The organism is Sphingobium sp. AP50, assembly GCF_900109095.1.
Lineage (GTDB): Bacteria > Pseudomonadota > Alphaproteobacteria > Sphingomonadales > Sphingomonadaceae > Sphingobium.
This window is the reverse complement of the sequence record NZ_FNYZ01000027.1, coordinates 39913-53299: the sequence shown is the minus strand read 5'-3', so window position 1 is coordinate 53299 and position 13387 is coordinate 39913. Positions and strand designations below refer to the sequence as shown.

The 13387-nt window shown below is 60.1% G+C and carries 16 protein-coding genes; 5 read left to right on the top strand and 11 right to left on the bottom strand.

Going from position 1 to position 13387, the window contains the following annotated elements:
• A partial coding sequence (locus BMY84_RS26105) for an electron transfer flavoprotein subunit alpha/FixB family protein (protein ID WP_218147042.1) occupies window positions 1-213 on the top strand: 213 nt, incomplete at its 5' end.
• A gap of 118 nt (window positions 214-331) precedes the next feature.
• Here BMY84_RS26105 and BMY84_RS26100 read toward each other — a convergent pair.
• On the bottom strand, window positions 332-688 hold the full coding sequence (locus BMY84_RS26100) for a glycine zipper 2TM domain-containing protein (protein WP_093087841.1): 357 nt from the start codon (window positions 686-688) through the stop codon (window positions 332-334).
• A 173-nt stretch (window positions 689-861) separates the two neighbouring features.
• Window positions 862-1071 carry a hypothetical protein gene (locus BMY84_RS26095; RefSeq protein ID WP_093087840.1) on the bottom strand — a complete coding sequence of 70 codons (210 nt, stop codon included), beginning with the start codon at window positions 1069-1071 and terminating at the stop codon, window positions 862-864.
• Window positions 1072-1194: 123 nt separating this feature from the next.
• On the opposite strand from BMY84_RS26095, the gene BMY84_RS26090 reads away from it, so the two are divergent.
• Complete coding sequence (locus BMY84_RS26090) at window positions 1195-1794, top strand: hypothetical protein (protein WP_093087838.1); 600 nt, start codon at window positions 1195-1197, stop codon at window positions 1792-1794.
• Window positions 1795-1839: 45 nt separating this feature from the next.
• Here BMY84_RS26090 and BMY84_RS26085 read toward each other — a convergent pair whose 3' ends face one another.
• From BMY84_RS26085 to BMY84_RS26055, 7 genes are all read right to left on the bottom strand, one after another.
• Complete coding sequence (locus tag BMY84_RS26085) at window positions 1840-2052, bottom strand: cold-shock protein (RefSeq protein ID WP_177185283.1); 213 nt, start codon at window positions 2050-2052, stop codon at window positions 1840-1842.
• Window positions 2053-2233: 181 nt separating this feature from the next.
• Entirely contained in the window at window positions 2234-3346 is a 1113-nt protein-coding gene (locus BMY84_RS26080; RefSeq protein WP_256215451.1) for a hypothetical protein, read from the bottom strand.
• Window positions 3347-3434: 88 nt separating this feature from the next.
• The gene (locus BMY84_RS26075; RefSeq protein ID WP_093087837.1) at window positions 3435-3635 is read right to left on the bottom strand and encodes a hypothetical protein; all 201 of its coding nucleotides are present in this window, start codon (window positions 3633-3635) and stop codon (window positions 3435-3437) included.
• Between the two features lie 148 nt (window positions 3636-3783).
• Complete coding sequence (locus BMY84_RS26070) at window positions 3784-3996, bottom strand: cold-shock protein (protein ID WP_093022591.1); 213 nt, start codon at window positions 3994-3996, stop codon at window positions 3784-3786.
• A 186-nt stretch (window positions 3997-4182) separates the two neighbouring features.
• Window positions 4183-4446 carry a hypothetical protein gene (locus BMY84_RS26065; RefSeq protein ID WP_093087835.1) on the bottom strand — a complete coding sequence of 88 codons (264 nt, stop codon included), beginning with the start codon at window positions 4444-4446 and terminating at the stop codon, window positions 4183-4185.
• A 22-nt stretch (window positions 4447-4468) separates the two neighbouring features.
• Window positions 4469-4744, bottom strand: a complete 276-nt coding sequence (locus BMY84_RS26060) for a type II toxin-antitoxin system RelE/ParE family toxin (protein WP_177204208.1) — start codon at window positions 4742-4744, stop codon at window positions 4469-4471.
• Complete coding sequence (locus tag BMY84_RS26055; RefSeq protein WP_093087832.1) at window positions 4744-4938, bottom strand: type II toxin-antitoxin system RelB family antitoxin; 195 nt, start codon at window positions 4936-4938, stop codon at window positions 4744-4746. Before BMY84_RS26055 ends, BMY84_RS26060 begins: the two co-directional genes overlap by 1 nt.
• 211 nt (window positions 4939-5149) lie before the next feature.
• Between BMY84_RS26055 and BMY84_RS29490 the strand changes: the two genes are divergently transcribed.
• On the top strand, window positions 5150-5710 hold the full coding sequence (locus BMY84_RS29490) for a hypothetical protein (protein WP_143075169.1): 561 nt from the start codon (window positions 5150-5152) through the stop codon (window positions 5708-5710).
• Window positions 5707-6303 (top strand): hypothetical protein, encoded by a 597-nt coding sequence (locus BMY84_RS29485; protein WP_143075168.1) that lies wholly within the window; start codon window positions 5707-5709, stop codon window positions 6301-6303. Before BMY84_RS29490 ends, BMY84_RS29485 begins: the two co-directional genes overlap by 4 nt.
• A 111-nt stretch (window positions 6304-6414) precedes the next feature.
• On the opposite strand, the gene uvrA is transcribed toward BMY84_RS29485, so the two are convergent.
• Window positions 6415-9336 carry an excinuclease ABC subunit UvrA gene (gene uvrA, locus BMY84_RS26050; protein WP_093087831.1) on the bottom strand — a complete coding sequence of 974 codons (2922 nt, stop codon included), beginning with the start codon at window positions 9334-9336 and terminating at the stop codon, window positions 6415-6417.
• 10 nt (window positions 9337-9346) lie between these two features.
• A complete protein-coding gene (locus tag BMY84_RS29480; RefSeq protein WP_143075167.1) occupies window positions 9347-9643 on the bottom strand; it encodes a hypothetical protein in 297 nt (98 codons plus the stop codon).
• A gap of 75 nt (window positions 9644-9718) precedes the next feature.
• Here BMY84_RS29480 and BMY84_RS26045 point away from each other — a divergent pair, with 75 nt between their 5' ends.
• Entirely contained in the window at window positions 9719-13282 is a 3564-nt protein-coding gene (locus BMY84_RS26045) for a calcium-binding protein (RefSeq protein WP_093087829.1), read from the top strand.
• The last annotated feature ends 105 nt before the right edge of the window (window positions 13283-13387 follow it).

Below are 13387 nucleotides of genomic sequence, written 5' to 3'. Positions count from 1 at the left end.
TATCAGGTCGGGCAGACCGGCAAGATCGTGGCGCCCGAAGTCTATGTCGCGGTCGGCATTTCCGGCGCGATTCAGCATCTGGCGGGGATGAAGGATTCAAAGACCATCATCGCCATCAACAAGGATGAAGATGCGCCGATCTTCCAGGTGGCCGATATCGGCCTGGTGGGCGATCTCTTCAAGATTGTGCCGGAACTCACCGGCAAGCTGTAAGGCGGTTTATCCGATGTAGGAAAGGGCGTGGGGACTGATCCCCACGCCCTTTTTCTATGCCGTCTCTGTTTGCCGCATTTCCCTGGACGTCAGATGTGACCATCTGACTTGGAAATGCTTATTCGCAGTTGATGTCATTCTTGTCGATGGCACGGCCGGCAAGGGCACCGCCGGCGCCGCCGAGGATGGTGCCGAGCGTCTTCGAACCGCCGGGGGCGATGATGTTGCCGAGTACGCCGCCGGCAATGGCGCCGACGATGGTGCCGGTGGTGCCGTCATCCCGCTTGCAATAATAGCGGCCGTCGCGGTCGCGGTAGATCTGGTCATTGTCGCGGATCGGGCGGCGGGCATGGCGGGGCGGACCGCGGCGGTCGCCGGGTCGGTCATAGCCATAGCCGCCACCATAATTGTCTGACGTGCAGGCACCGAGCGGCAGCATTGCCAGCATGGCGGCAGCGAGAATGGGTTTGCGCATGGGGGACTCCTTATTTTTTCCCTGTCGGCGGACAAACCCGCTCACACAATAATGGTTGCCCCAAAAACGAATGCCGCCCGCCAGCTGCCGTGAGAGGGGGGGACGCGGCAGCGGACGGGCGGCGACCGGCGGCGAGCGGGGGGATGTGCCGCCGGAACCGGGAAATCAGAAAATCAATGGGCCAGCGGCGCAGCCGGGCTGGTCGACGGGCTGATCACCGGAGCGGTGGTCGGCGCGGTTTCGGCGCGCTGTTCGGCGAGATTGGCCTTGGCTTCATTGTAACGAGTCACAAGGTCATCCTTGAATTCGGTGAGCTTGCCGTCGTCATAGAGCTTCTTGCCGACATAACCGGCGATGGCGCCGAAGATCAGGGTGCGGATCATGATTGTCTCCTTGAGATGGGTTTGGAGAGGATAACCGGTGGCGGCCGGAGCGGTTCCGACTCCAATTGCCCTTGCGACGGTTTCCGCTAGGCTTGCGACGGACGGTGTGGCTGGGGGAAGATCATGTCGGCGTTCGATCTGGTATTTGCGCTGCTGGGGTTGCTGCTGGGGCTGGCCATTGCCGAGGTTCTGGGCGGATTTGCCCGTGTGCTGAAGCTCAAGCGGGCGGCGCGGAAAGTGCGGATCGGCTGGCTGACGCCGCTGCTGGGCCTGTTCGTCATCATCGACCTGACCAGTTTCTGGGGCATCGCCTACAGCCTGCGGGACCAGATGGACGCCAGCAATCTGACATTATTGTCGGTGCTGGCGGTGGTGGGCGTCTATCACCTGGCCGCATCGCTGATCTTTCCCGACGAGCCGGAGGACTGGCCCGATTTCGACGACTGGTATGACCGGCAGAACCGGATGGTGATCGGCGGGCTGCTGTTCGCCAATGTGGCGACCATGGTGGGGCAGGGGTTGCTCGATACGCTGCGCCCGGTGGCCGATGCGGCGGAGGGGGGCGGGCTGGAGCTGGTGCTGCTTTATGGGCTGGGCGCCCTGTCCCTGTTCGGGCTACTGATCGCCTTGCTGTTCGTCCACAACCGGCGGTGGAATGTGGCGATGCTGGCGGCGCTGAACCTGATCCTGCTGGGCACCAGCCTGCTGGAGGACTTCGTATGATCGGTCGGGGCGGCGCGCCTGAAAGCCCGCCGCCCCGCACGGATATTATTCGGCGTGCGCGATGTTCACGGCCGCCATCTTGCCGCGACGGTCCTGCTCCAGATCAAAGGAGACGCGGTCCTTGTCGCGCAGCGTGGCGAGGCCGGCGCGCTCCACGGCGCTGATGTGGACGAACGCGTCCGGGCTGCCATCATCGGGCGCGATGAAGCCATAGCCCTTGTCAGCGTTGAAGAATTTGACGGTGCCGGTGATGCTCATAATTTTAGTCCTTCTTTCTATGCGGCGCGCCCCGTGTGGACGGCCCGCGTTGCTAAGGGGCAGGGAAAGAAGGAGAGAGGGAGCCGCAAAGCACCGAAAGACCGTCAATTTGCGACTGTAGCGCGCCCATTATAGGGGAGCGGCGCCACAATAGCAAATCGGGGGCGGACGGACGCCCCGATCAGGCAGGCGCGGAATGGGTGTCGGCCATGTCCGCGGCGGGCTTTGTGGTGACGTCTGCCGCTTCTGGCAGGATGTCTTCTTTGCGGAGGAAGCCGAAAAACAGGTCGCGCGCCTGCGCCGCCGCTTCCTCATAGGGGCGGCGATCCTCCGCAATCATGGCTTCCAGCGCCTGCTCCTCCTTTGGCGAGAGCCCGCGCACATAGCCGTCAATCTCGTAGGTCGGCGCGTTCGCATAGCCGGTGAAGCCGGGCGGCGGCGGGAAATCGGTTTGCCAGCATAGCAATACGTCATTCCACCAGATGCTGCGCAGCCTGTCGACCGTCTCATCGGGCGTCAGATTGGCCCAATGGATCAGTTCCTCCTCCTCCTCCTCCTCCTCATCGTCCGGCGCTGGTTCGGGGCGAAGTTCACACCGTTCATCGGCGACGGAAATCTGCGGATTCTGACCGGCTGCAAGCGGCAGACGCGCGGCGATGAAGAGCGCGGCCGAGGCGCCGGGGGAGAGGGCGGCGGCGACGGCTTCCTCGATCGGGTCCGGGGTGTCCGGGCGCGATCCGTCGAGCAGGTGCGCATCGGCCATATTGCGGGCGCCGGGTTCCGCGCCGGTGCGGGGGAGGGCGAGGCCGTCCAACTCCGCCTGCGCCATGTCTTCGGGGCAGAGCATGTCTAGATAGGCGGCGAAATCCTGCGCGACGATGCGGGCGAGCGCGGCGTCGGACCCTTCGACCGGGCTGTCGGCCATGCGATCCAGCCGGGCGAGCATCGACATGGCCAGGCGATTGTCGTGCCGATGGCGGGTGATTTCGTGATTGTCCGGGTCTTTGCGGATGACTTCCTCATTCCCCGTGATGGCGCGGGCGAGCAGATCCGTCGCGAGGCGGGCGCGGGCGATCAGGATCGCGGCGTCCCAGCCGAGGCGAAAGGCCGCGCCATCGCGGCGGTTGCGCAGATTATAGGCGCTGCGCGCGGTGATGCGCACGGCTTCGCAGGCGAGCATGATGACGCCGCTGGACGCCAGCACTTCCAGAAAGCGGCGCTGGCGCGCGGGCGACCAGCCATCCTCCCGGATTTGCGGCGCGGCGGTGGAGAGGGTGGAATCGTGAAAGGACATGGGTCTGGCCTCCGGCGACAAGGATTTGCCGGGAGGCTAGGCAGAACAGGGCTGTGTAGGACAGACGGAAATGGCGGCGCCGGAGGGGCTATCCGCTATGCAGGCCGCCATGCAGGGCGGCAGCCGCTTCGCGCCGGGCGCGGGTCTGGTCGATCGCATCCTGGCGATGGGCCATGGCGAGGAAGGCGGCTTCGGAGCGGAGGCAACGGTCGCGCACATTGGCGAGCGTGGTGGCGGCGGCTTCATCATGCGCCTTGGTCGCGAGCGACCGATAGTCGGGATTGGCCATGGAATTTTTCCTTCAACCCCCTGAAATATATGGCCGGGCGCCATGAGAGCGACGCCCGGCCGGCCCGCGCCGCCGCCTTCCGCGAACGGAGGCGACGGGGGCCAGCGGCGGGATGCGTCGGGCCGAAGCCCGTCGCACCACGCACCGCTTATTCGGCGTGGGCGATATTCACAGCCGCCATCTTGCCGCGACGATCCTGTTCCAGATCATAGGTGATCCGGTCCTTTTCGCGCAGCGTGGCGAGGCCGGCCCGCTCGACGGCGGTGATGTGGACGAAGGCGTCCGGGCTGCCATCGTCAGGCGCGACGAAGCCATAGCCCTTGTCGGCGTTGAAGAATTTGACGGTTCCGGTGATGCTCATGGAAAATATTCCTTCTTTCTGTGCGGCGAGCCCCGTGTGGACGCGCCGAAACGCTCAAGGGGCAGGGAAAGAAGGAGAAAGGGAGCTGCAAAGCGCCGAAAGACCGTCGATTTGCGACTGAACGAGGCCGATATAGGGGATAATGGGGGGAAAAGCAAATGGGGGGGGCGTTTGCGGGGCGGCCGGTCAGCTATTGTCGATCGGCCAGCGGGTTTCGCGCGCCTTGCTGCCGAGGTCGATCAGATCCTCATTGGCGCTGCCGGAACGGGCGAGCCGGACCTTGCCATCGGTGCCGAGGGATTCCTCCCATGGCTGGGCGCGGCGGTCCTGCTTCTGCTGCTGATAGGTCTGGTTGCGGATGCGCTTCATCCGACGCCAGAGCAGCGGCATGGCGACGAACGGCAGCGCCAGACAGCCCAGCACGATGGCGAGATTGATGATGTCGTTCATGTGCAGGCTCCCCCGATTCCCGTCAGGGATATTGCTGGCGGCTGTGGTGGAGCGCAAGTATCTGAATCCGGTCGGCCAAGACGCGGTAGACGAGGATATAGTTGGGATGGACCACTGCTTCGCGCGTGCCGGGAACACGACCGGGACGGTGAAGATAGGGATGGTCGGGCAGGCGATCGGCTGCGTGCCGGATCGCAGCGCCGATACGATCAGCCGCCGCCGGGTTCCGTAGTTCGATATAGTCGACGACGCTTTCGAGCTTGCGCAGAGCGCTGGCTCTCCAGACGACTGGCAGCATCAGGCCGTCTTGCGCTCGTCCGCCTTCTTGCGGCGGTCGATAATGGCCTGCATCCGGGCCATCGCTTCGTCATGGGGGATATCGGCTTCGTCCGATGCCATCGCGGCCTCGACCTCCGCACGGAACCATGCGTCATAGGCTTCCGCGTCTTCGGTCGTCGCGAACTCGGACTCGATGGGGGTGAGCTTTGGCATGGGTGGAGTGTAGCAGATAGGTGCGTCAGGGCCAATCGGGGTGGGGCAGATTGGTCCGATATGGGCCAGGTTTGGAGGGGTTTGGGGATTGAGTAAAATGTTACCGTAATTCTACCGTAATTTCGTAATTCTAGACGTTGCAGTTCTATGGTAAGAAATTATATCAAATTGATAATTTTCTAAATTTACTTACTGATATTTGCATTAATAAATGGAGATAATTGTTGAAATGATGCAAAATGTCTTGGATTTGAGTTTTTCTAAAGAAAACTGGATAGCGATGGCAGGTAATTTCCCAGCTTGGATCGCATTGGTAATTTCTCTCATCAGCATGACTATTTCAAGAAAATCATACCACCTTTCTGAAAAGAAAGAGCGTCGTAGTCTGCCGGATTTATCTATATATCTAGAAGATGCATACATAATAAAAGATGAGAAAGGATTGAACTTTTTCATAAAAAATGTAGTTACTAACAGGTCGGATACTGCAAACACTATATGCGGCGTTGAAGCAATAATCACATTTGTTCAACCAAACGGATATGAACTGAGAAGAAGGGTGCGCCCATCATTTTCTGAAAATGATGGAAATAATCTTTGTATAGGATTAAGGTTTAATCCTTGGGAGGCAAAGGCTTGTATATCTTCTTTCCATCTTGAGGAATTGGCTTCGAAATTGAAGAGATTGCCAAGTGTTGTATTGGAAATATCCGATAGTACGGGTGCAGTTTATAATTGTAAAACTGAAATTGTTAGCGAGAGAAATGTATGAAAAGGCCCTCTGATTGGAAAAAGAGGAAAATAAGTTTTAGAAATACGCTTGAGTCTGTTCCTTTGCAGGTGGTGGCTGATGCAGCCATTGCAAACCCCACAGTTGCGTCAGGTCGACTTGTTCCTCTTGTAATAATAGATTCAACGGACAGGCCGGATGTTTTTGAATATTGTTTAGCGCACAAAAATTACAATGGCGGTGACGTCATCGTTACTTGGGGTGCTGGTTCGTCAAAAACTTCAATAACACTAAAATTGGATGTATTAAGACCTGTAGAGACCACAATTTTAATAAATTTCGATACAATAAAACATACGGCTCTGATCAGTCTCATTATTGAGGCGAATGCTATTTATTTGCAGCCTGGAAAGCCTGGGGACAGATATTCAGACAACATAAATGCAGGAAATGTCTTAATTGAGGTTCCTGACACTGGATTCGCGGCGCACTGGCGTAAAGTGCGTAAGGAAATTTTTGTCACTCGATTTAGAAAGGCTGGTTTGGCTCGAAAAGCCGCCTTAATTGCAACAGAGCAGGCGATAGCCAAATTGAACATTATGACACAGTTCCCTTTTAAGTTGCCAGAGACCTGAGCGCTTATTTCATCCACCGCTACAACCTCGCCGCCCTTCACGCCGCCTTCCGGTTGATCGCGTTCGACCGTCCTCCGGACGGTCTCGGCGCGATCAAATGTCGAGACCCAGTCATTCAGCGGCCTCGGTCTTCGGCTGGAGTAAAAGAGGGGCGAGATACCGCCCGGTAAAGCTGCGCTTCTCCTTCACCACCTTCTCCGGCGTGCCTTCCGCGACCACTTCGCCGCCCTTGACGCCGCCCTCTGGTCCCATATCGATGATCCAGTCGGCGGTCTTGATGACGTCCAGATTATGTTCGATCACGACCACGCTATTGCCCTGGTCGACTAGTGCGTGGAGGACTTCCAATAACTTGCGGACGTCCTCGAAATGCAGGCCGGTGGTGGGTTCGTCCAGGATGTAGAGGGTGTTGCCGGTCGCCCTGCGTGAAAGCTCCTTGGCGAGTTTGACGCGCTGGGCTTCGCCGCCGGACAGGGTCGTGGCCTGCTGGCCGACCTTGATATAGCCAAGGCCCACTTCGGCGAGCATCGCCATCTTGTCGCGGATCGGCGGGACGGCCTTGAAGAATTCGACCGCATCCTCGACCGTCATGTCGAGCACGTCGGCGATGGACTTGCCCTTGAACTTCACCTCCAGCGTCTCGCGATTATAGCGGGCGCCGTGGCAGACGTCGCAGGTGACATAGACGTCGGGGAGGAAGTGCATCTCGATCTTGAGCACGCCGTCGCCCTGGCAGGCTTCGCAGCGGCCGCCCTTGACGTTGAAGCTGAAACGGCCGGGCTTGTAGCCGCGCGCTTGGCTCTCCGGGAGGCCGGCGAACCAGTCGCGGATATTGGTGAAGGCGCCGGTATAGGTGGCCGGGTTGGAGCGGGGGGTGCGGCCGATGGGCGACTGGTCGATGTCGATCACCTTGTCGCAATGTTCGAGGCCCGTCACCTTGTCATGCGGGCCGGCGACGATGCGGGCGCCGTTCAGGGCGCGGGCGCTGGCGGCGTAGAGCGTGTCGATGGTGAAGCTGGACTTGCCGGAGCCGGAGACGCCGGTGATGCAGGTGAAGGTGCCGAGCGGAATGCTGGCGGTGACGCCGGTCAGATTGTTGGCGCGGGCATTGTGGACGGTGAGTTTCTTGCCACTGCCCTTGCGGCGCTTGGCCGGCACGTCGATGCGGCGGGTGCCGTTGAGATAATCGGCGGTGAGGCTGTCCTTGTTCTTCAGCAGTTCGGGCAGCGTGCCCTGCGCGACGATGGTACCGCCATGAACGCCCGCGCCCGGCCCCATGTCGACAATATAGTCGGCGGCGCGGATCGCATCCTCGTCATGCTCCACGACGATGACGCTGTTGCCGAGGTCGCGCAGGCGCTTGAGGGTCACGAGCAGCCGGTCATTGTCGCGCTGGTGCAGGCCGATCGAGGGTTCGTCGAGGACGTAGAGGACGCCCGACAGGCCGCTGCCGATCTGGCTGGCGAGGCGGATGCGCTGGCTTTCGCCGCCCGACAGCGTGCCGCTGGTGCGGTCGAGGTTCAGATAGTCGAGGCCGACATTGTTGAGGAAGCCGAGGCGTTCCACGATTTCCTTGAGGATGGCCTTGGCGATCTGCTGCTGCTGGTCGTTCAGATGATCGGGCAGGGTGGTGAAGAAGGCGAGCGCATCCACCACCGAGCGGCGGGTAGAGACGCTGATATCCTCGCCCGCGATCTTGACCGCCAGAGCTTCGGGCTTGAGGCGGGCGCCGTTGCAGGTCTCGCAGGGCATGGCGGTCTGGTACTTGGCCAGCTCCTCGCGCATCCATGCGGAATCCGTTTGCAGGAGGCGGCGGTTGAGGTTGCCGATGACGCCCTCAAACGCTTTCTTGACCTCATAGCTTTTCTTGCCGTCCTGGAAACGCAGGGTGACGGGCTTGCCGCCGGTGCCGTGGAGGATGATGAGCTTCACTTCGCCGGGGAGGTCGGTCCACGGCGTTTCGAGGGAGAAGCCGAACTCCTTGGCGAGGGAGCCGAGCACCTGCATATAATAGGGGCTGGGCGGGTTGGACTTGGCCCAGGGGACGACGGCGCCCTTCTTGATCGAGAGTGCTTCGTTGGGGACGACGAGATCGGGGTCGAACTCCTGCCGTTCGCCAAGGCCGTCGCAGGCGGGGCAGGCGCCGAGCGGGGCGTTGAAGGAGAAGAGCCGCGGTTCGATGTCGGGGATGGTGAAGCCGCTGACGGGGCAGGCGAATTTCTCGGAGAAGACGATGCGGTTCAGGGGGATGCCCGCGCCCTTCATCTTCTTGTCGGTGGATTGCACTTCGTCTTCGCGGCCGGGGACGACGCCTTCGGCCAGATCGACATAGGCGAGGCCGTCGGCGAGCTTGAGCGCCTGTTCGAAACTGTCGGCGAGGCGGGTGCCCATGTCGGCGTCCACGGCGAGGCGGTCGACCACGACTTCGATGTCATGCTTGTATTTCTTGTCGAGGGCGGGCGCATCCTCGATCAGCATCATTTCGCCGTCGATGCGGACGCGGGTGTAGCCCGCCTTCTGCCATTCGGCCAGTTCCTTGCGATATTCGCCCTTGCGGCCGCGCACGACGGGCGCGAGCAGGTAGAAGCGCGTGCCTTCGGGCAGGAGGGCGACGCGGTCGACCATCTGCGAGACAGTTTGGGCGCTGATGGGGAGGCCGGTGGCGGGGCTGTAGGGGATGCCGACGCGCGCCCAGAGCAGGCGCATGTAATCGTAGATTTCCGTGACCGTGGCAACGGTGGAGCGTGGGTTGCGGCTGGTGGTCTTCTGCTCGATGGAGATGGCGGGGCTGAGGCCCTCGATATGCTCGACATCGGGCTTTTGCATCATCTCCAGAAACTGGCGGGCATAGGCGGAGAGGGACTCCACATAGCGGCGCTGACCCTCGGCATAGATGGTGTCGAAGGCGAGCGACGATTTGCCCGAGCCGGACAGGCCGGTGATGACGACCAGGCTGTCGCGGGGCAGATCGACATCCACGCCCTTGAGGTTGTGTTCACGCGCGCCGCGTACGGAAATGTGGGTCAGACTCATGGGGTGCGTTCTACTTGTGTTCTTTGTGGAAGGCCAGAGGCGAAGGTAGGAAGCCGGCGGGCGGTAAGCTAGGGGGATGATCGTCGGCAATGTGGCCATTGGGGCGGATGGCGCTCTGATCAAATGGCCGACCTGTTCGCCAGTCCTGCAATATAATGCAATATTGATGATATAAATGTTGTTGCGTTGTCAGCTTTATCGTCAATAAATCATGCAGTTGCCTCAAGTGATGGGGATAGTCGATTCGTGCGGCGCGATCGCGGCATGATGTAATGATGATGAGGATCGGCATCAGGTTCCGCGTCATGCGGTCGATTGCGCCGATGAAATCAATGTCCCCAAGGCAGCGGGAGGCTGCGTCAGAAGACAGGATTTGCGGAAAATGGCGAGAATAAATGGCAGCTATTTCTCGGACCGGCTGAACGGTACGGCCGATGCCGACGAAATCTATGGTTATGACGGGGATGACCAGATCAACGGCCTGGACGGAGACGACCGGATCGACGGGGGCAATGGCAGCGACCGACTGACCGGCGGCGCGGGGGCCGATATTTTCGTTTATCATTACCGCCCGATCAATGATTTCGTGACCGGCGATATCGATGAGGATCTGATCACGGATTTCGAGGTCGGCGTCGATCGGATCGACCTGTCCGCTTATGGCATATCCAGCCTGGAGATAGTGCAGGACCGGATCAGCCAGTCGGGCACGGACACGCTGATCAGCATATTCCAGCATGGCAATGAAGACCGCATCCGCATCCAGAATGTGCTGCCGTCACAGCTGGATGCGACGTCCTTCATCTTCAGCGGCGTGACGACCGCGCAGCGGATCGTGGGCACCATGTATGGCGACCTGCTGTTCGGCGGGGCGGGCGACGACCAGATGATCGGTGATGACGGTGATGACGATCTGCGCGGGGATGCGGGCAATGACTGGATAGATGGCGGACGGGGCGACGATATATTGAGCGGGGGTGCGGGCGCCGATGTCTTTTACTATTCCCTGCGTCCCTTCGGTCAGGATGTGATCACCGATTTCGAGGTCGGTGTAGACAAGATCGACCTGTCCGCGCTGGGCATATCCAATCTGGCGATATTCCAGGACCGGATCAGCCAATCGGGCAGCGATACGGTGATCAGCTTCCTTTACGCAGGCGCGGTGGAGGAAATCCGCCTTGAGAATGTCCTGCCATCGCAACTGACGGAAGACTCTTTCATTTTCAACAGTTCGACTCAGTCCTTGTATACCAACGGTGGCGCGGGGCCGAACCTGTTGTTCGGCGGGATGGGCAATGACAGATTGTCGGGCAGTGGAGAACTGCGCGGGGACGCAGGCAATGATGATCTCCGCGGTGATGCCGGTAACGACCGGCTGTTCGGCGGGACAGGCAATGACCGTCTGAGCGGCGGGAAGGGGGATGATCTGCTGTCGGGTGGTGCCGGTCTCGATATCTTCAGCTATGACAATAATGATTATTACGGGACCAAGGCACGCCTGTTCGGCAAGGATGTGATCACCGATTTCGAGGTCGGCGCCGACAGGATCAACCTGTCGCAACTGGGCATAAGCGATCTGGCGATGATCCAGGACCGGATCAGCCAGTCAGGCAATGATACGGTGATCAGCTTCTTCTATAATGGACAGGAAGAAGAAATCCGCATCCTCAATGTCCTGCCATCAGAGCTGACCGAGGCATCCTTCATTTTCAGCAAGGTGCTGGACGACCAGATTGTCTGGGGAGCGGAGCAGGCTGATCTGCTGTTTGGCGGACTGGGCAATGACAGTATGAGTGGCCTTTCCGGCGATGACGAACTGCGCGGGGGTGAAGGCGACGACATATTTTTCGGCGCTCTGGGCAACAATATCTTCACGGGCGGTACTGGCGCGGACCGCTTTATCTTTGGCGGCTTTTCCGTTGGTGAGGATGTGATCACCGACTTTGAGGTGGGCGTGGACAAGATCGACTTGTCCACCATTGGCCTTGCCACCCTGTCGCTGATCGAAGACCGGATCAGCCAGTCGGGCAATGATACGCTGATCAGCACCTTCTTCAATGGGGAAGAGCGGGTGCTCCGTATCCTGAATGTCCTTCCATCAGAGCTGAATGCGGACTCTTTTTACCTGAGTTCCTACACCGAGCCGATGACGATTTCCGGCAGTGTCGGCGCCGATCTGTTGCTGGGCGGCGTGGGGAATGACGTGGTGTCTGGCTATTGGGGCAATGACGATCTGCGGGGGGATACGGGCGACGACAGGCTGAATGGCGGGGCGGGCGACGACATACTCTATGGTGGCGCGGGAGCGGACCTGCTGGATGGTGGTGCGGGCGCCGACCGGATGATCGGCGGTGCGGGCAATGACATCTATATCGTCGACACGGTCGATGACGTCGTGATCGAGGCGGCTGGTGGCGGGATGGATACCGTGCGGACCGGGCATGACATCTATACGTTGCCGGACAATGTCGAGGTGCTGGAAGTCCGCGATGTCTACGACGCCAACAGGATTGTTCTGCATGGCAATGCGTCCGACAATCTGATCAGCCTGACCACGCTGCGTGCCTCGCTCCAATATGGCGGTCCCGCGGCCATTTATGGCGAGGATGGCAACGACCAGCTGATAGGTGCGGACAGCGGCAACATCCTGGATGGCGGCAGTGGTGCGGACTATATGGTCGGCGGCCAGGCCAGCGACGTTTTCATCGTGGATAATGTCGGCGATGTGGTGGTGGAACTGACCAATGTCGGGACCAGAGACCATGTGATGACCGGCCTGTCCTACACGCTGGGAGCCAATGTCGAGTTTCTGACGCTGACGGGATCGGGCAATCTTCGCGGCACGGGCAACCAGCTGGATAATGTCATCACCGGCAATGACGGGAATAATGTCCTGTCTGGTCTGTTGGGCGACGACACGCTGAACGGCATGGCGGGGGACGACATATTGATCCCCGACAGCGGCAATAATGTCATCGATGGCGGGACAGGGAATGACCTGGTGATCCTGCTGGGGGTGAAGAGCAGCTATAGCTATCTGGAGGGGACCCAGGCCCCCTATGACGGGTTCATCTATCTGGTGGGTGAAGAGGGCGCAGTCCGGTTGAGCGGGGTGGAACAGGTGCGCTTTGCCGACGGAATGCTGGCGACGGCGGATCTGAAGGCCAATCTGTCGGCGTTTGACGGGCTGCGTTACGCGGCCGGCTATGCCGATGTGGCGAAGGCGTTCGGGACCAATGCGGTGGAGGCGGCCAACCATTATATCCGATCGGGCTTTGCCGAGGGACGCGACGCCAAGGCCTTCGATCCGCTGGATTATATTGCGGGCTATAGCGACCTGATGGCGGCGTTCGGGACGAATGCGGCCGCGGGCATCCGCCATTATCTGGTCGCTGGCCGGTCCGAGGGGCGGACCGACGATAAGTTCAGCGGGCTGGACTATGCGGCTTCCTATCCCACGCTGGCGGCGCAGTTCGGGGCGAACGAGGAAGCGGCGGCGCGGCATTATATCCAGACGGGGCGTGCGCAGGGCTTGAGCGACAGCGGTTTCGATGCGTTGCAATATGCAGCGTCGTACAAAGATCTGGCGGGGTTGTTCGGGGTTGATACCGATGCGGCGACCCGCCATTATCTGCAATTCGGACGGGCCGAGGGCCGGGCGATCGATACGTTTGACAGCCTGCGTTACATTGCGTCCAACGCGGACCTGATCGTGGCGATCGGTAGCGATGATGATGGCGGGGCGGCGCATTATCTGCGGTCGGGTTTTGCCGAGAACCGGCCGATGACCAGTTTCGATGCGCTGAAATATGCGGCGGCGAATCCGGATGTGGCGGCGGCGTTCGGCACCGATGTCGAGGCGCTGACCGAGCATTATATCGACTTTGGCTATTATGAGCATCGTCAAATCGCGCCGGTGGCGGCGATGGTGGAGGTGATCGGGTAAGGACTGAAGTGAACCGGCAGCCTGCTGATGGCAGCTTGGTCTCACTGCGGATCAGACCGCCGGAAAATATCCGCCAAAGCGGGGGTGAAGGACATATTTCCGGCA

Coding starts and splice junctions, on each gene's coding strand:
- BMY84_RS26100 (WP_093087841.1), bottom strand. CDS start 688: ATGCGCAAACCCATTCTCGCTGCCGCCATGCTGGCAATGCTGCCGCTC.
- BMY84_RS26095 (WP_093087840.1), bottom strand. CDS start 1,071: ATGATCCGCACCCTGATCTTCGGCGCCATCGCCGGTTATGTCGGCAAG.
- BMY84_RS26090 (WP_093087838.1), top strand. CDS start 1,195: ATGTCGGCGTTCGATCTGGTATTTGCGCTGCTGGGGTTGCTGCTGGGG.
- BMY84_RS26085 (WP_177185283.1), bottom strand. CDS start 2,052: ATGAGCATCACCGGCACCGTCAAATTCTTCAACGCTGACAAGGGCTAT.
- BMY84_RS26080 (WP_256215451.1), bottom strand. CDS start 3,346: ATGTCCTTTCACGATTCCACCCTCTCCACCGCCGCGCCGCAAATCCGG.
- BMY84_RS26075 (WP_093087837.1), bottom strand. CDS start 3,635: ATGGCCAATCCCGACTATCGGTCGCTCGCGACCAAGGCGCATGATGAA.
- BMY84_RS26070 (WP_093022591.1), bottom strand. CDS start 3,996: ATGAGCATCACCGGAACCGTCAAATTCTTCAACGCCGACAAGGGCTAT.
- BMY84_RS26065 (WP_093087835.1), bottom strand. CDS start 4,446: ATGAACGACATCATCAATCTCGCCATCGTGCTGGGCTGTCTGGCGCTG.
- BMY84_RS26060 (WP_177204208.1), bottom strand. CDS start 4,744: ATGCTGCCAGTCGTCTGGAGAGCCAGCGCTCTGCGCAAGCTCGAAAGC.
- BMY84_RS26055 (WP_093087832.1), bottom strand. CDS start 4,938: ATGCCAAAGCTCACCCCCATCGAGTCCGAGTTCGCGACGACCGAAGAC.
- BMY84_RS29490 (WP_143075169.1), top strand. CDS start 5,150: ATGGAGATAATTGTTGAAATGATGCAAAATGTCTTGGATTTGAGTTTT.
- BMY84_RS29485 (WP_143075168.1), top strand. CDS start 5,707: ATGAAAAGGCCCTCTGATTGGAAAAAGAGGAAAATAAGTTTTAGAAAT.
- uvrA (WP_093087831.1), bottom strand. CDS start 9,336: ATGAGTCTGACCCACATTTCCGTACGCGGCGCGCGTGAACACAACCTC.
- BMY84_RS29480 (WP_143075167.1), bottom strand. CDS start 9,643: ATGACGCGGAACCTGATGCCGATCCTCATCATCATTACATCATGCCGC.
- BMY84_RS26045 (WP_093087829.1), top strand. CDS start 9,719: ATGGCGAGAATAAATGGCAGCTATTTCTCGGACCGGCTGAACGGTACG.